This is a genomic window from Roseomonas sp. CAU 1739, from assembly GCF_039839775.1.
GTDB lineage: Bacteria > Pseudomonadota > Alphaproteobacteria > Acetobacterales > Acetobacteraceae > Neoroseomonas.
The window spans coordinates 294,406-310,671 of the sequence record NZ_JBDOQQ010000002.1 but is presented as its reverse complement, the minus strand read 5'-3'; the positions used below and the strand labels follow the sequence as shown (position 1 = coordinate 310,671).

The 16,266-nt window shown below is 70.8% G+C and carries 19 protein-coding genes; 11 read left to right on the top strand and 8 right to left on the bottom strand.

Going from position 1 to position 16,266, the window contains the following annotated elements; all coding sequences use genetic code 11:
* Positions 1 to 24 precede the first annotated feature (24 nt).
* Positions 25 to 456 (bottom strand): zinc-ribbon domain-containing protein, encoded by a 432-nt coding sequence (locus tag AAFN86_RS05045; RefSeq protein WP_347542132.1) that lies wholly within the window; start codon positions 454 to 456, stop codon positions 25 to 27.
* A gap of 135 nt (positions 457 to 591) precedes the next feature.
* On the opposite strand from AAFN86_RS05045, the gene AAFN86_RS05040 reads away from it, so the two are divergent.
* Genes AAFN86_RS05040 through AAFN86_RS05025 form a run of 4 tightly spaced genes read left to right on the top strand, consistent with a single transcriptional unit; the run spans position 592 to position 3,490 of the window.
* Positions 592 to 1,266, top strand: coding sequence for an ATP-binding cassette domain-containing protein (locus AAFN86_RS05040; protein ID WP_347542131.1), 675 nt, complete (start codon positions 592 to 594; stop codon positions 1,264 to 1,266).
* Positions 1,259 to 2,116, top strand: coding sequence for an FtsX-like permease family protein (locus AAFN86_RS05035; protein ID WP_347542130.1), 858 nt, complete (start codon positions 1,259 to 1,261; stop codon positions 2,114 to 2,116). The genes AAFN86_RS05040 and AAFN86_RS05035 overlap by 8 nt, the downstream gene beginning before the upstream one ends.
* A gap of 16 nt (positions 2,117 to 2,132) precedes the next feature.
* Positions 2,133 to 2,771: a YdcF family protein gene (locus AAFN86_RS05030; RefSeq protein WP_347542129.1), complete on the top strand. Its 639-nt coding sequence runs from the start codon at positions 2,133 to 2,135 to the stop codon at positions 2,769 to 2,771.
* A complete protein-coding gene (locus AAFN86_RS05025; RefSeq protein ID WP_347542128.1) occupies positions 2,768 to 3,490 on the top strand; it encodes a lysophospholipid acyltransferase family protein in 723 nt (240 codons plus the stop codon). Before AAFN86_RS05030 ends, AAFN86_RS05025 begins: the two co-directional genes overlap by 4 nt.
* Positions 3,491 to 3,780: 290 nt before the next feature.
* On the opposite strand, the gene AAFN86_RS05020 is transcribed toward AAFN86_RS05025, so the two are convergent.
* Positions 3,781 to 4,398, bottom strand: a complete 618-nt coding sequence (locus AAFN86_RS05020) for a gamma-glutamylcyclotransferase (protein ID WP_347542127.1) — start codon at positions 4,396 to 4,398, stop codon at positions 3,781 to 3,783.
* Positions 4,399 to 4,435: 37 nt separating this feature from the next.
* Here AAFN86_RS05020 and AAFN86_RS05015 point away from each other — a divergent pair, with 37 nt between their 5' ends.
* Positions 4,436 to 5,527, top strand: a complete 1,092-nt coding sequence (locus AAFN86_RS05015; protein WP_347542125.1) for a DUF2125 domain-containing protein — start codon at positions 4,436 to 4,438, stop codon at positions 5,525 to 5,527.
* Between the two features lie 241 nt (positions 5,528 to 5,768).
* Positions 5,769 to 5,993 carry a hypothetical protein gene (locus tag AAFN86_RS05010; protein ID WP_347542124.1) on the top strand — a complete coding sequence of 75 codons (225 nt, stop codon included), beginning with the start codon at positions 5,769 to 5,771 and terminating at the stop codon, positions 5,991 to 5,993.
* A gap of 31 nt (positions 5,994 to 6,024) precedes the next feature.
* Here the strand turns inward: AAFN86_RS05010 and metW are convergent, their stop codons facing one another.
* A complete protein-coding gene (gene metW, locus AAFN86_RS05005; protein ID WP_347542396.1) occupies positions 6,025 to 6,627 on the bottom strand; it encodes a methionine biosynthesis protein MetW in 603 nt (200 codons plus the stop codon).
* 159 nt (positions 6,628 to 6,786) lie between these two features.
* Between metW and AAFN86_RS05000 the strand changes: the two genes are divergently transcribed.
* Complete coding sequence (locus AAFN86_RS05000) at positions 6,787 to 7,494, top strand: hypothetical protein (protein WP_347542123.1); 708 nt, start codon at positions 6,787 to 6,789, stop codon at positions 7,492 to 7,494.
* A gap of 9 nt (positions 7,495 to 7,503) precedes the next feature.
* Here AAFN86_RS05000 and AAFN86_RS04995 read toward each other — a convergent pair whose 3' ends face one another.
* Positions 7,504 to 8,658, bottom strand: coding sequence for a homoserine O-acetyltransferase (locus tag AAFN86_RS04995; RefSeq protein WP_347542121.1), 1,155 nt, complete (start codon positions 8,656 to 8,658; stop codon positions 7,504 to 7,506).
* A 238-nt stretch (positions 8,659 to 8,896) separates the two neighbouring features.
* On the opposite strand from AAFN86_RS04995, the gene AAFN86_RS04990 reads away from it, so the two are divergent.
* From AAFN86_RS04990 to AAFN86_RS04975, 4 genes are read left to right on the top strand one after another with little or no spacing between them, the layout of a single operon-like run.
* Positions 8,897 to 9,739: a chorismate mutase gene (locus AAFN86_RS04990; RefSeq protein ID WP_347542120.1), complete on the top strand. Its 843-nt coding sequence runs from the start codon at positions 8,897 to 8,899 to the stop codon at positions 9,737 to 9,739.
* Positions 9,736 to 10,848, top strand: a complete 1,113-nt coding sequence (gene hisC / locus AAFN86_RS04985; protein ID WP_347542119.1) for a histidinol-phosphate transaminase — start codon at positions 9,736 to 9,738, stop codon at positions 10,846 to 10,848. The genes AAFN86_RS04990 and hisC overlap by 4 nt, the downstream gene beginning before the upstream one ends.
* On the top strand, positions 10,841 to 11,728 hold the full coding sequence (locus tag AAFN86_RS04980; RefSeq protein WP_347542118.1) for a prephenate/arogenate dehydrogenase family protein: 888 nt from the start codon (positions 10,841 to 10,843) through the stop codon (positions 11,726 to 11,728). The genes hisC and AAFN86_RS04980 overlap by 8 nt, the downstream gene beginning before the upstream one ends.
* A gap of 13 nt (positions 11,729 to 11,741) precedes the next feature.
* A complete protein-coding gene (locus AAFN86_RS04975) occupies positions 11,742 to 12,203 on the top strand; it encodes an OmpA family protein (RefSeq protein WP_347542117.1) in 462 nt (153 codons plus the stop codon).
* Positions 12,204 to 12,360: 157 nt separating this feature from the next.
* Here AAFN86_RS04975 and AAFN86_RS04970 read toward each other — a convergent pair whose 3' ends face one another.
* From AAFN86_RS04970 to AAFN86_RS04955, 4 genes are all read right to left on the bottom strand, one after another.
* On the bottom strand, positions 12,361 to 13,410 hold the full coding sequence (locus AAFN86_RS04970) for a nucleotidyltransferase domain-containing protein (RefSeq protein ID WP_347542116.1): 1,050 nt from the start codon (positions 13,408 to 13,410) through the stop codon (positions 12,361 to 12,363).
* 52 nt (positions 13,411 to 13,462) lie between these two features.
* Positions 13,463 to 14,764: a folylpolyglutamate synthase/dihydrofolate synthase family protein gene (locus tag AAFN86_RS04965; RefSeq protein ID WP_347542115.1), complete on the bottom strand. Its 1,302-nt coding sequence runs from the start codon at positions 14,762 to 14,764 to the stop codon at positions 13,463 to 13,465.
* A 4-nt stretch (positions 14,765 to 14,768) separates the two neighbouring features.
* A complete protein-coding gene (accD, locus tag AAFN86_RS04960) occupies positions 14,769 to 15,692 on the bottom strand; it encodes an acetyl-CoA carboxylase, carboxyltransferase subunit beta (RefSeq protein ID WP_347542114.1) in 924 nt (307 codons plus the stop codon).
* 86 nt (positions 15,693 to 15,778) lie between these two features.
* Entirely contained in the window at positions 15,779 to 16,261 is a 483-nt protein-coding gene (locus tag AAFN86_RS04955; protein ID WP_347542113.1) for a hypothetical protein, read from the bottom strand.
* Positions 16,262 to 16,266: the final 5 nt, after the last annotated feature.

Sequence of the window (16,266 nt, the reverse complement as noted above, 5' to 3'; positions counted from 1 at the left end):
CGGAGGGGCGCCGCCACTCCAGCCTTACGCCAGCCCCAGCGCCGCGAACAGCCGCGTGCTGGCCGGCCAGACCTCCATCACCTTGGCGTGGAACACCAGCAAGGACAGCACCGCCGCCAGCACCACCACGATCGAGGCCACCCAGGCGCGGACCAGCCCTGCCGGCGGCGCGTCTGGCACCTCGGGGGGCGGCGTTGGCGGCAGGGATTCGGGACGCATGACCGGCGGTGGCGGCCGGGTCGGTGCCGTGGCCGCGACGGCCAGCGGCTCCCGCGGGGCGGCAACAACGGGCGGCGATGGTTCCGGTTCCGCGATCACGGGCTCCGCCACCGCCTCGACCTGCGGCAGTGCGAAATCCGCGCCGCAGCGCGAACAGCGCAGCGTCCGCGCCGGTCCGGTGAGCAACCGGTCCGGCACCTCATAGGCGGCCGCGCAGGCGGGGCAGGCGATACGCATCTCCGTTACAGTCTCGGCTGGCAGGCGGCGCGCCGCAAGCAGCCGTTAGGCAAGCGCCCCGTACGGTCACCGTTGAGGTGCGCGCCGCGCGTAGTCGCAGTTGAGGTGCGCGCCGCGCACGGGCACAACATGCCCATGGTGCGATTCAGCCGTGTGGCCCTCGCCTACCCCGACCCGCGCGGACGCCCTGGTCCCGAGGTGCTGCGCGACCTGTCCTTCACGCTCGGCGACGGCTCCTTCACCTGGATCCTCGGCGCGTCGGGGGCCGGCAAGACCTCTGTGCTGCGGCTGATGCAGGCGGCGCTGCGCCCAACCCAGGGGGAGGTCGAACTGCTCGGCGTCCCGCTATCGCGCGCCAGGCGGCGCGACCTGCCGCCGCTGCGCCGGCGCATCGGCACCGTGCACCAGGAATTCCGCCTGCTGACGCATCTGTCGGCCTGGGACAACGTCGCGCTGCCGCTGCGCCTGGCGGGCGTGGCGGAATCGACCATCCGCGCGGATCTGACCGACCTGCTCGACTGGATCGGCCTGACCGGCAAGGAGGAACGCCGGCCCGAGGAACTGTCCGGCGGGGAGCAGCAGCGCCTGGTGATCGCCCGTGCCGTCGTCACCCGCCCCGACCTGCTGGTCGCCGATGAGCCGACATCGGAGCTGGATGCCCGGCAGGCGCGCCGTACCCTGGCTCTGCTCGCGGAGATGAACCGCCAGGGCACGACCGTGGTGGTGGCGACCCATTCGGAGGACCTGCCGGGACGCCATCCGGCACGGATGCTGACGCTCGAGGGTGGGCGGCTGGTGGCCGATGGCTGAACCGAAGCGCCGCCTGGCGCGCGACCCGCTCGGCCTGCGCCGGGCCATGGCCGACCGGCTGCTGATCGGGCTGGTGGCGGCGATGGCGCTGCTCGCCGCGCTGGCCTTGGCGGGGCGGTCGGGTGCGGATCGGCTGGCGCAACGCTGGCGGGACGGCGCCCAGGCCGCCGTCACGGTGCAGGTGCCGCAGCCCACGCCGGACCGGATGGACCGCGCCATCGCCGCGCTGCGGGCCCTGCCCGAGGTCGCCGCCGCCGAGGCGGTGGACCCCGCCCGCATGGCCGAATTGCTGCGCCCCTGGCTGGGCGGGGCGGAGGGCCTGCCGCTGCCCGGCGTGATCGAACTGCGCCTCGCGAACCTGTCGGCCGACGCGACGCTGATCGGCGACCGGGTGGCGGCCGAGGTGCCCGGCGCGGTGACCGAGGCGCATGGCGTCTGGGTCGCGCATCTCGCGGCGCTGGCGCGCGCGGTGCAGGGGCTGGCGTTGGCGATCCTGGCGCTGGTCGCCGGCGTGGCGGCGGCGGTGGTGGGCGTGGCGGTTCGCGCGGGGCTTTCTGCGCGGCGCGACGCGGTGCTGGTGCTGCACGGGCTGGGTGCCACGGATGCCGATGTGGCCGGGCGCTTCGCCCGACGCGCGGCGCGGCTGGCCGGCATTGGCGCGGCCGGCGGCACGGCGCTGGCGCTGCCGGCGCTGGCCGGCCTTGCGGCGCTGGCCGGGCCGTTGGCCGGCGACGCGACGCTGCACAACCTGCCCTGGGTCGACCTCGCGCTGCTGCCCGCCATGGCAGCATTGCTGGCCTGGGTGGCGACGCAGGCGACGGTCCGCCGGTGGCTGCGGCGCCTGCCGTGATGGCGGGGCGACCGCGATGAGCGAGACCGAGGCCACCGCGCCGCCGTCACGCCAGTCGCGGCGTCGATCGGTGCTGCCATGGTTGGCCCTGCTGCTGCCTGTCGTGCTCGTGGTGGGTTTCGCAGTGTTCGTGGCGCGCGCGCTGGATCCGGCTGAACCGGCGATGCGCGAAACCGACGGCATCGTGGTGCTGACCGGGGGCAGCGAACGCGTGGCGACGGGCCTGCGCCTGCTGGCCGAAGGGTTGGCGCCGCGGCTGCTGATCTCGGGCGCGCATCCCGAGGCGGGGCTCGCCGACATCGCCGCCGCCGCCGGGCAGGACGCCACCGCGGTCGCGGGGCGCGTCGCGATCGGCCGCGCGGCGGCGACGACGCGCGGCAACGCCGTCGAGATCGCCGCCTGGGTGCACACCGATGCGGCGCGGTCGCTGCGCGTGGTCACCGCGAGCTACCACATGCCGCGTGCCCTGCTGGAACTGCGCCGCGCGCTGCCGGGGGTCGAACTGGTGCCGCATGCCGTCGTACCGGTCACATTGCGGGCATCGGGCGCCCTGCGGCGACCTGCGGTCTGGGGACTGTTGCTGGGTGAGTACGGGCGCTACCTGCTGGCGCGCGCCGGGCTTTCGGCGCTGGCCAGCCCGAGGCGTGACCCATGACCACACTGCGTTCCCTGCTGTTCAACATCTACTTCATCGGCGGCACGGCGCTGACCATCATCGTCGGCATACCGATGCTGGCCTTCCCGCCGCCGCTGCTGACGCGCTTCATCGTGTTCTGGGCCACCGCCATGCTCGGCGGGCTGCGGGTGATCTGCGGCGTCCGGCTGGAGGTGACGGGGATGAAGAACCTGCCACCGGGCGGGTCGATCATCGCCGCGAAGCATCAATCGGCCTTCGACACCATGGTCTGGCTCATGCTGGTGCCGAACAGCGTCTATGTCGCCAAAAAGGAACTGCTGGAGATCCCGGGGTGGGGCTGGCTGGCGCGGCATTGCGGGCAGCTTTCGGTGGACCGCACGGCCGGGGCCGCGGCGCTGCGCACCATGGTGCGGGAAGCCAAGGCGACCCTGGCGGGCGGACGCCCGGTGGTGATCTTTCCCGAAGGCACGCGCACCGCGCCGGGCGAACGCGTCACCTATCAGCCGGGCGTCGCCGCCCTGGCCGCGGCGAGCGGCGCCCCGGTGGTGCCCGTGGCGACCGACAGCGGCCGCGTGTGGGGCCGGCGCGCCTTCCGCAAGACGCCCGGCGTCATCCACATCTCGATCCTGCCGCCACTGCCGCCCCGCCTGCCGCGCGCAGCGCTGATGAGCATGCTGGAGGAGATGGTGGAGACCGAGACCAGCCGGTTGTTCAGCCTGCCGGGGCGTTGTGGATAAGTCTGGGGAGAGACGTCGGGGATAACTTCATTCGAGGGGTCAGGATACTGGGTCAATCCACTGTAAAATAATACTATTTTTTGCGCTTCCCGCTGCTGTGGATGAACGGCGCCGGGTGATCGGGGAAGCCTTTGTCGTGAAGACGATGTGGTGTCTCGCCACTCGGCATGCGCGGCCCGGTGCTGGCGCGCATGGCGCGGCGACGCTTCGCTTCGCGATGGGGAACAAGCGGGGGTGTTGCAGCCCGGTCCACCTTCAGAGACGGCCAAAGCCCACGGCCGGCGCGGAGCCTATCCGGGCAGGAGCCCAGCGATCCGGTCCAGCCCGGCATCGCGAACGCCCATCTGCCGCAGATGCGCCAGCGTGTTCATCAGGTAGTCGCGGTTCGCACCCATCTGGCCATGGCCGGCGGCAATGGCCGCCGCCGCCCGTTCCGGCGGAAGCCGGCCGCAATACAACCGGCAATCCCGGTTCGCCACATAGGCCACCGCCCGTACCAGCCGCCCCGAATCCAGCAGCCGCAACGGCAGCATGCGGCGATGATAGACCTGCTCCGCCCCATCGGGCAGTTCGCGGTCATCGAGATAGGCAAGCACCGCCGCCGCATCCCGCGCGGCGACACCATAGGCAAGGCCGCGGCACGCCCCGCCGCGATCGAGGCCCAGCACCAGACCGGGCTGTTCCGGAGTGCCACGATACCGGTGGGACCACAGGCAGAACCGTCGATGAAACCCGCGCAGCAATGCCGGATGAGCCGCCGCATGGATGAATCCCGGCCGCCAGATCAGCGACCCATAAGCGAAGACATACAGATGCCCATCGGCATCGAGACTGTCCCGCATCGCGTCATCGTGCATGTCGTGCCCATCCGCGCCGCGCCAGGCGGCGCCACCGCGCCTGTGGCGCATGTCGCGTCATCGCGGAGGCGGCGCTATACCGCCGGGGATGACACGCGCCAAGACGCCGGGACGGCCTGGTCGCCGCCGAGCCCTGCGCGGCGCGGGGCTGACGTTGCTTGGCATCCTGCTGCTGGGCGGCGCGGGGCATGCGTTGGCGTGGCAATGGCTGACCGGCGCCATGACAGTGGCCTTTTCGGACTGGGTGGCCCAGCAGCGTGCCAATGGCTGGGAGGTCGAACACGCGACGCCGGCACGCGACGGCTGGCCTTTCGCCGCGCGCCTGACGGTGCCCGAAATCCGCATCGCCGGCTGGTCGCCCGCCCTGCCGCAAGGCTTCGTGTGGGAGGCCCGGCGGCTCAACCTCGCGATCGCGCCCCCGCGCATCGACCGCCTGGTGATCACCGCGGAAGGCGAACAGCGCATCCGCGTCGGCGCGCTGACCATTCCCTATGCCGCCGCCTTGTTGCGGGTCGCGGTGCCGATCGACCGCGGGCCGCCGGCGCGGATGGCCGAACTGACGCTGCACGGGCTGCGCGCGGAGACGCCGGCCGGGCCGCTCACCGCCGCGCGGGTCGAGGCCAGCGCCATGCCTGGCATGGCCGAAGGCGAGCCCGGCCTTGCCCTCCGTGTCGATGCGCGCCAGGTGACCCTGCCGCCGATGCCCGACCTCAGCGCCTTCGGGCGTGATGTCGAACGTGCATCGCTGGACGCGGTGCTGACCGGCCCGCCGCCGCCGCCCCTGCCGATGACGCCGCGCGAAAGGGCGGAGGCCTGGCACGCCGCCAGCGCCACGCTGGACCTGCGGGAAGTGGCGCTGCGCTGGGGGCCGCTGGCCGGCGCACTCACCATGGCACTGCGCCTGGACGCGGCATTGCAGCCGGTCGGCGACGGCACGCTCAGGCTGGAACGGCCGGCCGAGGCGGTGGGCTCATTGGCCGGCGCCGGCATGATCGGGCCGCGCACGGCGGCGACGGCGCAGGCGGTGCTGGGGATGATGACGCGCGTGCCCGAGGGCGGTGGCGCGCCGCGGGTGGAAGTGCCGGTCGGAATCGATTCCGGCGCCATCACGGTGGCGCGAATTCCGCTGCTGCGGCTGCGGCCCATCGTCTGGCCCGAAACTGTCGTGAACCTGCGATAAGCGTGTGGGACGCGCAGCGATTTCGCGTGATCCGCGCAATGGACGGCCATCCATATTCACGGACGGCAAGCGCTGCGCTCCGCTTTTGGGCCGCAGCGCGAGAGCCCCGTGAAAACGGCGTCAATGGCGGTGTTCCCAGCGTTAGGACCCTGTCGGCTACCGCCATTGCAGCGTTAAAGGTTCCTTGCGCCCACCTCACAATCGCGATGGTGCCCAGTGGGCGGGGCGTCGAGAGATGGTCATGGATGTGGTGATTCCCGTTTCCGAGCATGACGAGCAGCACACCGACAAGAGCGCCATCCTGATGATGCTGGCCTATGTCGAGGCCGAGTGTCGCAGGCTTGGCGTGACGGAGGCTGCGCAGCATGCGGCGCAGGCGGCGACGATCCTGTCGCCTTCGGGCCTTGGGCCCGCGCCGCGGCGCAAGACGGCTCCGATGGCGCTGCCGCTGGCGCCGCTGCACTGAAGGCGCGGCGCGATCCGCCGGCCGTGGGGCGTCAGCCCGCGCGGCTGAGCTGGAACAGCGCCTGCTCGCCGAACAGGTTCGCCATGCGAACCGAGCGCCGCCACGGCGCCTTCAGCCCGCGCTCATCCACCGCGAGCCATTTTTCCACCCGATAGCCATCCATCTCGCACAGCGCCATGAAGTCCAGGATGGTGCAGGGGTGGATGTTGGGCGTTTCGAACCAGGGCCGGTTCCAGGTGTTGGTGTCGGGCATGCGCCCGCGCGTCAGCAGCCGCCAGCGCAGCTGCCAATGACCGAAATTCGGGAATGAGACGACCGCGTGACGGCCGATGCGCAGCATCTGGCGCAGCACCTCGCGCGGCTTTTCCACCGCCTGCAGCGTGCGCGACAGCACGACGAAATCGAAACCGCCATCGGGGTAGAAGGCGAGGTCGTTGTCGGCATCGCCATGGATGACCGCGAGGCCTGACGAGACGGCCTTCGTCACCTCGGCCATGTCGATCTCGATGCCGCGCGCGTCCGCCTGCTTTTCGCGGGTGAGGTGTTCGATCAGCGCGCCGTCGCCGCAGCCGATGTCCAGTACCTTCGCGCCATGGGGGATCATCTCCGCGATCAGACGGAGGTCGAGGCGCATGTTCTTGGCGACGTAGCGGATGTCGGAGGGGGCTTCGGGCATGGTCCTGGACGCGCTTCGAGCGGTTCTGCGGGGCATAGGCCGCCGGTTTGCCCGCGGCAAGCCTCGCATGCGCGGAGAATAGTGGCAGTTTCGCGCCGGCAGGACGATGATGTGCTGATGGCGGATGCTGTACCAGGCGTTGCCAGCCCGACGCTGCCGCTGGCACCAGTGGCCTATGCCGCAGGCCTCGGTGGCGCCTGCGTGTTCGCCTGGATCGCGGTGGCCGAGCTGATAGGCGCGCCGCCGGCCTCGCACGGGCCGCAGGATTATCTCGGACCGCTGCGCTGGACCGTGACGTGGCTCTGGCTGGCGCCGCTGCCCTATGCCTTCGCGTGGTTCGTCCTGTTCAGCCGGCACCCGCGCCGGGCCTTCCTCGCGCTGGCGGTGCTTGCCGTGCTGACCGGGGTGATCGTGCCGGTGGCGGGGCTGGCGCTGTTCGCGCTGGGGCCGCTGGTGATCATGGGCAGCGTGCCGGTGGCGATGGTGTTCGGCCTGGCGATGGCCGCGTTGCAGGAGGACGTGCCGCCAGGGCTGGAGAGCGAATGGCGCAGCGCGCATGTGCAGGGCTGCCTGCTCGCGCTGGGGCCGTATTCGCTGGCCATGGCGACGTTCTATGCCATGACCCTGTCGCCCGGCGGTGCACCGGGCAGGGCGGCGCAATTCGTCGTGCCGCTCGCCATCCTGGCTGGCGGGTGGTGCTTCCATGCCGTCTGGTGCTGGCAATTGTTGTCGGCGGAGCAGAGGGCGGCGGCGCCGTGGGGGCGGGTTGCGCTTCTGCTGGCGGGGCTCGGCGTGGCTGCACTGGCCGCGCTTGCACGGGCGTGACGCCGATCGTCAGACGCCGGCCTTCTCCGCCGCGCCCTTCAGGAACCCACCCAGCGCCGCATGGAACTCCGGTTCCTCCAGCAGGAAGGCGTCATGCCCCTTGTCCGAGGCGATCTCGACGAAGCTCACGCTGGCCCCTGCCGCGTTCAGCGCGCGCACCGTCGCCCGGCTCTCGCTGGTCGGGAACAGCCAGTCGCTGCTGAATGACGCCAGGAAGAACCGCGTCGCCGTGCCCTTGAACGCCGCCGACAGGTCGCCGTCATGCTCCGAGGCGAGGTCAAAGAAATCCATCGCTCGCGTGATGGTCAGATAGGAATTCGCGTCGAAACGCTGCACGAAGGTCGAACCCTGGTAGCGCAGGTACGACTCCACCTCGAACACGTCCTCCAGGAAGGTCAGCGCATTCGCCCCGCGCAGCCGACGCCCGAATTTCCGCGTCAGCGCCTGTTCCGACAGATAGGTGATGTGCGCGACCATCCGCGCCACCGCCAACCCGCGCGCGGGGATGCGTCCATCCTCCCAATACCGCCCGCCGGCCCAGTCGGGGTCGCCATGGATCGCCTGGCGGCCGACTTCATGGAAGGCGATGTTCTGCGCCGAATGATGCGCCGCGCAGGCGATGGGTGCGGCCGCCAGCACATGCTGCGGATAGGTCGCCGCCCATTCCAGCACCTGCATCCCGCCCATCGACCCGCCGATCACCGCCAGCCAGCGCCCGATGCCCATATGGTCCATCAGCCGCTTCTGCGCGCGCACCATGTCGCGGATCGTCACCTGCGGGAAATCGGTGCCCCAGGGCCGGCCCAGCCCGCGCCCTTCGGCATCCGTCATCTCGGACCGCGGGCCGGTCGTGCCCATGCAGCCGCCGAGGACATTCACGCAGACCAGGAAGTACCGATCGGTATCCAGCGGCTTACCCGGCCCGACGATGCTGTCCCACCAGCCGGGCTTGCCCGTCACCGGGCTCGGTTCCGCCAGGTACTGGTCCCCGGTCAGCGCATGGCAGACCAGCACGGCGTTCGTCTTCGCAGCGTTCAGCGTACCGTAGGTGCGGTAAGCCACGGTCAGCGGCACCAGCACGGCCCCGCAATCCAGCGGCAGGCCGTCGGCGAAGACGGCGTGCTGGTGGTCCACCTCGGGGAACGGGGCGATCGCCTGGGACATGGGGCCGGCAGCATTAGGCTGGGTGCGCCGTTGCCGCAACGGGCGTTGGACGGTCGTGCCACCCACGCGATCGCCCTGCCGCGACCATGGCGACCCGGCGCGCCAGCCCCGCCCGAGCCAAGGGTCGGCTTCCGACGGACAGGGAACCCGGTCGCGTCCCACGGCAAGGCCACCGGAGGATGCGTTGGGGGTGACCCCGCTTGGCGCGCCGACCCGCGCCGTCTATTGAACCCTGCCCATGCCAGACAGCCCCCAGACGCCTCCGGCCGCCGCCGAGATCGCCGCCCTCCGTGCCGAGATCGATGCCCTCGACGACGCCATGCATGACCTGCTGATGCGGCGTTCCGCGGTGGTCGCGCGGCTGGCCGGCAGCCGCGCGAAAGGCAGCGGGTCCCCGCTGCGCCCGGGGCGTGAGGCCGCCGTGCTGCGCCGGTTGCTCGCGCGACATGGCGGGCCACTGGCGCGCGAACGCATCGTCCGCATCTGGCGCGAGATCTTCATGGCGAGCACGGCCATCCAGGGTGGCTTCACGGTCGCCGCCTTCGCGCCCTCCGGCCAATCGGAGGAAGCCAGCCTGGCGCGCGAGCATTTCGGCCCGATCACCCCGATGCGCGTCCACCCGACCGCGGCCCGCGCGCTGGCGGCGGTGAGCGAGGGGGAAGCCTCGGTTGCCGTGCTGCCGGTACCGGCGGAAGGCGAGGCGGCGGAACAGGCCTGGTGGGCGCGGCTGGATACGCCGCGGCTGCAGGTGGTGGCCCGGCTGCCCTTCCTGTCCGCCGACGATGGCGAAGGCGCGCTGGTCGTCGCCCCGGTGCCGCCAGATGCCTCGGGCGACGACCGCACGCTGGTGTTGTTCGAGGCCGAGACCCGCGCCTCCCGCGCCGGCGTTTCGCAGACGCTCGCCGAGGCCGGGCTGGTCGTGCCGTCCCTGCTGCTGGCGCGGGCGGGGGAATCGACGCTCGCCCTGGCCGAAATCGAGGGTTTCCTGTCGGCCGAGGATGCGCGCCTGGCGGCGCTGCCCTGGGCGCGGCGCACCATTCTTGGCGCCTATGCCGCGCCGGTTGCCGGAGACGCAGCATGACCGTGATGCCTCGCCCCTCGATCCTGTCGGTCGAACCCTATGTCGGCGGTGAATCCAAGATCCCGGGCGTCAACCGGATCGTGAAACTGTCGTCCAACGAAGGCGCCTTCGGCCCGCCGCCCGGCGCGATCGAGGCGATCCGCGCCATGGCGGCCGAGGCGCATCGGTATCCCGACGGCAACGGCACCGCGCTGCGCGAGGCGATCGGCGCACGCTTCGGGCTGGACCCGGCGCGCATCGTGGTCGGCAATGGCTCGGATGAATTGCTGGCGCTGCTGATCCTCGCCTATGGCGGGGAAGGCACCGAGCTGGTGATGAGCGCGCACGGCTTCATGATGTACGACATCACCGGCCGCTGGGCCGGCTGCCGCATCATCAAGGTGCCGGAGAAGAATTTGACGGCCGATGTGGACGGGCTGCTGGCCGCGGTCGGGCCGCGCACGCGGCTGCTGTTCCTGGCGAACCCGAACAATCCGACCGGGTCCATCCTGCCGCAATCGGAGGTGAACCGCCTGCGCGCCGGGCTGCGGGATGACGTGCTGCTGGTGCTCGACAGCGCCTATGCCGAATACGTCACCAAACCCGACTACGACGCGGGCGCGAAGCTGGTGGATGCGTCGGGCACGATCGTTGACGGGCGCGTCCTCGGCACGACGGTCATGACGCGCACCTTTTCCAAGATTTTCGGCATGGGCGGGATGCGGCTGGGCTGGTGCTATGCGCCGGCGTCGGTGATCGACGTGCTCGGGCGCGTGCGCGGGCCGTTCAACGTGAATGCGGCGGCCATGGCCGCCGGCGTGGCCGCGCTGCGCGAGCCGGGCTGGATCGAGAAGTCGATCGCGCACAACACCGAGTGGCGCGGCAAGGTCGCGTCCGCGCTGACCGCCGCCGGCATCAAGGTCTGGCCGAGCGAAGGCAATTTCCTGCTGGTGGATTTCGGCGTGGCGGCGAAGGCCAAGGCGGCGGATGACGCGATGAAGCAGCGCGGGCTGATCGTGCGCGCCATGGGCGGCTACGGCCTGCCATCCTGCCTGCGCATCACCATCGGCACCGCCGAGGAATGCACCATGGTGGTCGAGGCGCTGACCGCCTTCATGCAGCATGGCTGAACCGGTTTTCGAACGCCTGTGCCTGGTCGGAATCGGGCTGATCGGGTCTTCCATCGCCCGCGTCGCGCGCAAGCGTGGCGATATCGCGCGCACCGTCGTCGCCACGGCGCGGCGGCCGGAGACGCTGGCGCGGGTACGGGAACTCGGCATCGTCGATGTGGTGGAGGATGACCTCGGCCGCGCGGTCGAGGGCTGCGACGGCGTGATCCTGTGCGTGCCGGTCGGTGTCTATGCATCCGTGATGAAGCAGATCGCGCCGCATCTCGCGAAGGGTTGCATCCTGACGGATGTGGGCTCCACCAAGGGCAGCGTGGTGCGCGACCTGTCGCCGCTGCTGCCGGACGGCGTGCATCTGATCCCCGCACACCCAATGGCGGGAACCGAGCATTCCGGCCCCGATGCCGGGTTTCCGGAGTTGTTCGAGGGCCGCTACGCCATCGTCACGCCGCTGCCCGGCGCCGACCCGGTGGCGGTGGAGAAGGTGCGGGAGTTGTGGCGCCGCTGCGGGTCGATGATCGAGACGCTGGACCCGGTCACGCATGACAAGGTGGTGGCGATGGTGTCGCACCTGCCGCACCTGATCGCCTTCACCATCTGCGGCACGGCCGACGACCTGGCGGATGAGACGAAGGAAGCGGTGCTGAAATTCGCGGCCTCCGGCTTCCGCGACTTCACGCGCATCGCGGGGTCGGACGTGGACATGTGGCGCGACATCTTCCTGAACAACCGCGAGGCGCTGCTGGAGATGCTGGCGCGGTTCAGCGAGGACGCGCACGCGCTGGGCCGCGCGGTGCGGTACGGGCAGGCGGAGTTCATCGAGGACCGGATCAGACGCGGGCGGAAGATCCGCAGGGAGCTGATTGAGCGGAAGCAGGCGTGAGGGATGTGCGGACGTGACCGCGTTTGGAGGAGGCCTGCGACTCGCCCTGATCGTCGGTGCGCTCTCGGCGCCGGCGGCCCCGGCCTTTGCCCTTTCCCGAAGCTTCGTGTGCACGTTCGATCCCGGCAGCGACGCGATCGACGCGCGCTGTGAGCGCGTCCTCTCGGGGTACGTCGAATTCTGGACCCAGTTGCGCGACGGCCGCTTGCGCGCATGGCCTGGGCCCGGCTTCGCGCCGGCCTACTCCATCACGCGCATCGAAGTCGGAGGCCATGCGGACGGCGCGGAGGTATCGCGAGGTCTTGCAGTCGTGAGCGAGCGTCGGGCGCGCGCCGTCGCAGAGTGGCTGATCGCGGCAGGTATTCCGCGGGAGTACGTGATCGTCACCGGATACGGCGCCCGCCAGCTGATCGTCCCGACACAACCGCATGAAGCGGAACCACTGAACAGGCGGGTCGACGTCATTTCACGATAGGCTGCACGGTGCGCCGCACCGGACTCAATGGGTACGTGCTTTGTGCGGGCTGCCTGGATGTGTGCGGCCAAGGGCACCTTGATGGATCGCGAGATCATGGCAGGACGTCCCTGGCGCAGCACGGTGCTGCTGCGCGCAGCATCGCGCGCGGACGGCCTCACCACTCCGGCGGCACGGTCCCCGATCCACGGTCGACAGCCTCTCGCAGCGCCACCGCCAGGGCCGCCGGCAACTGGCTGAGGCTCGCATCATCCAACGGCAGGCTCGACAGCGCCCCCGCGAGCAACCCCGCCACCGCTTCCCCCTGCAACCGATCCCGCCCGCGCTTCTCCGGCTCTCGATCCTCCTGCTCCGCCAGCCAAAGCTTGTGCGCGGCGAAGAAGCGAGGATCGGCGGCCACCATCCGCACCGGCAGCCCGTTCTCGGCAATGGCGACAGCGGTGAAGCGCGGCGCCTCCACCAGCCATTGCAGCTTGCCGATCTCGGCCGCTTCTAGATCCTCGACGTCACGGCTCAGACGCGCGCGCGGGCTGCGCCGCCGCAGGTCGCGGCCGGCCGCGGTGATCAGGTCCACCATGAAGCCGTCGCGGTTGACCGCGCGGAAATCGCCGTCGCGGCGAATGGCGAAGCTTCGGTCGATCTCGCGCAGCAGGCCGAGCAACCCTTCCGGCTGCATCTCGGTCGCCAGCGTCAGGGACCGCCGGGCATCCAGTGCCAAATCCACATCCACCGTCGCCAACAGCCCGGACTTGAACTGCACGCCCGCCGCCGCCTCATAGGCGAACAGCGCGTTCGTCCCGACCACCGCGATGCGCGGGCCAAGCAACCCCCGCTCGTCCAGCCGGCGCAGCACCCGCGCCACCACATTCGGCACGCGGCCCAGCCGCAGCGCGACGTTTACCGGCGCCATGCGTTCCAGCCGCGCCCGCAGCCCCTGCGCCATGTCCTCGGCGCGCGTCTTGCCGGCGCGGAAGGCCGCTTCCATGGCCTCCGTTTCCAGCGAGCGCGGCCCGAGGCTTTTCTCGACCTTGCCGCGGCGACGATAGAGGTAGTCCTGGCCGCTGACGGTCTTCCACGCCATGCTGCCGGCGAAGCGACGCGAGAGGTCGGCTTCCGCCATGCGCATGGCGTCGAAGACTTGCCGGCAATCGACCGCCTGCCGCGCCTGTTCTGCATCTAGAGGGTTGAATTCAGGGTCTTTATCCATGCGATGTCCCTGATGGCATCGTTCGATGGATAAATTCAAGTATTTCTGGTCATTAGACCGAAATCTCTGCCTTACACGTCGCGCCGGCCGCCTCCGCCTTCAACACTTCGCCGGCCAGGTACAGGCTCCCGCACACCAGCACCCGCCCGGGCTTCTCCTCCTGCGCGATCCGCGCCAGCGCCTCCGCCACCGTCGGCCCCGGCCGCGCCACGCCGCCGCTGGCGGCGACGATCTCCTCGACGCTCATCGCCAGATGCTGTCCCGGTTCCGCCACTGCCGTCAGCGTCGTCGCGAAGGGGATCAACGGCCGCAGAAAGTCCCCGCTCGCCTTGCCCTTCTTCATGCCGACGACGATGTGCAGCGGCCTGTCGGACCAGGACGGCATGTGCGCGGCCAGTGCGACGCCCGCGCCGGCATTGTGCCCGCCATCCAGCCACAACTCGAACCCCGGCGGCAGGGTCTGCGCCAGCGCGCCGCGCAACCGCTGCAGCCGCGCCGGCCATTCGGCGGACGCGACGCCCCGCGCGGTCACCGCATCGGTCAGCCAATCCGGGTTCCAGGCGCGCAGCGCGGTGATGGCGATGCCGGCATTCTCGGCCTGATGTGGCCCCGGCAGAGCGGCCGGCGGCAAGGCGATCTCGCCGCGCGCATCGGCGTAGAGCAACCCGCCCCGCACCGGATCGCAGCGCCAGTCCCGCCCGCGTTCCAGCAGCGGCGCGCCGCGTTCCGCCGCGATGCGTCGGATCACGTCGCGCGCTTCCGGATCCTGGATGCCGGTCGCGCAGGGCACGCCCGGCTTGATGATCCCGGCCTTCTCGGTGGCGATGCCCGCCAGCGTGTCGCCCAGGAAATCCATGTGGTCCATCGACACGCTGGCGATCGCCGTCGCCGCAGGCTTCGCCACCACATTCGTCGCGTCGTACAGCCCGCCGAGGCCGACTTCGAGCACCAGCACATCGGCCGGCACGCGGCTGAACAGCAGCAGGGCGGCGGCGGTGGTGATCTCGAAGACGGTGATGGGCAGGCCCGCATTGGCCGCCTCCACCTCCTCCAGCGCCGCGCTCAGCACCTCATCGGTCACCAGCGTGCCGGCCAGGCGCACCCGTTCATGGAAATGCACCAGATGCGGGGAGGTATAGACATGCACCCGTTGCCCCGCCGCCTCGGCGATGGCGCGCAGGAATGCGCAGGTCGATCCCTTGCCGTTGGTGCCCGCGACATGCACCACCGGCGGCAGCGCGCGTTCCGGATGGCCCAGCGCCGCCAGCGCGCGTTCCAGCCGATCCAGGCTGAGATCGATCAGCTTCGGATGCAGCGCGTGCAGGCGCTCGACGATCGCCTCGGCACGGGACATGGCGTCAGGCCTGGGCGGGGGTGGCGGGCTCCTCGGGCGCCGGCAGGGCGGGGAGTTCCACCGCTTCCGTCGCCGCGGTCTCGACCAGCGGCACGCGCAGCAGGCCGATGACGCGCGCCAGCGTCGCGCGCATCTCCCCGCGCTTGACCACCAGGTCGAGGATGCCGTGCTCCAGCAGGTATTCCGCGCGCTGGAAGCCTTCGGGCAGCTTCTCGCGCACCGTCTGCTCGATCACCCGCGCGCCGGCAAAGCCGATCATGGCGCCGGGCTCGGCGATATGGATATCGCCCAGCATGGCGAAGGACGCGGTCACGCCGCCGGTGGTCGGGTCGCACATCACCACGATGAAGGGCAGGCCGGCTTCCTTCACCAGTCTTGTCGCGATGACCGTGCGCGGCATCTGCATCAGGGACACAGCACCTTCCTGCATGCGCGCCCCGCCCGATGCGGTGAAGACGATCAGCGGGCTGTCCTGCAGCACGGCGAGCTTCGCGGCGGTGACGATGGCTTCACCCACACCCGCACCCATAGACCCGCCCATGAAGGCGAATTCGAAGGCGGCGACGACGGCGCGATGACCCTCGATGGCGCCATGCGCGACGGCGACGGCGTCATCCATCGCGGATTTCACCTGCGCTTCCTTCAGCCGGTCGGAATACCGCCGCTGGTCGCGGAAGCGCAGCGGGTCGGCCGGGGCCTTGGGCAGTTCGATGCGGGAAAAGCCGGCATCGAGCGTGCATTCCAGCCGCCGCACGCCGGAAATCCGCATGTGGTGGCCACAATGCGGGCAGACATTCAGCGCGGCGTCGAGGTCGCGACGGAAGATCATCTGCTCGCAGGCGGGGCATTTGTGCCAGAGGTTCTCCGGCACATCCCGCTTGAACAGGCCCGAGATCTTCGGTAGGGCCCAGTCTGAAATCCAGTTCATGGTTCGTCTTCGCCTTCAGGCGCCGGCAGCCGTGACCCCGGCGCGCCCGCTTCGCGCCGCCTTATATGGGGTGCCGGGCGTCAGGGCTACCGCGCCGGTCCTGATCGGGGGCGGCCGGGCCCGCGCACCGGTCGTGGCACCGCTGCCGCACCCGGCTGGGGCGCCCGGATGCGCAACAACACCTCCACCCGCCCCGGCTGGTCCGCGATCGCCTGACGGATGATGGCCGACAGCGTCTCGGGCGAGACATCGAGGTCCACCATCGTCGCCGTCGCCTCGTCCAGCATGTGCGAATGCGGGCGATTGACGGTGTCGTAGATCGGCGCGCCGGCGGTGGTCGGCACCCGCCCCAGCAGGCCATGCGCCACCAGCGTGTCGAGCATATCCGCCAGCTTCGCGCGCCCGATGGCTATACCGCCTTCGGCGGACAGGCGCTGCGCCTCGGTGGCGTCGATATGGGTGTCGTCGGCCGCGCGCAGCAGGCTGAGCAGACGGGGCAACGGGCCCTCAGCGGCCAAGCCGGCGCGGCGCACGTCTTCCCGTGTCGCGTCGTCCGCGGTGCTGGCCATGCCCG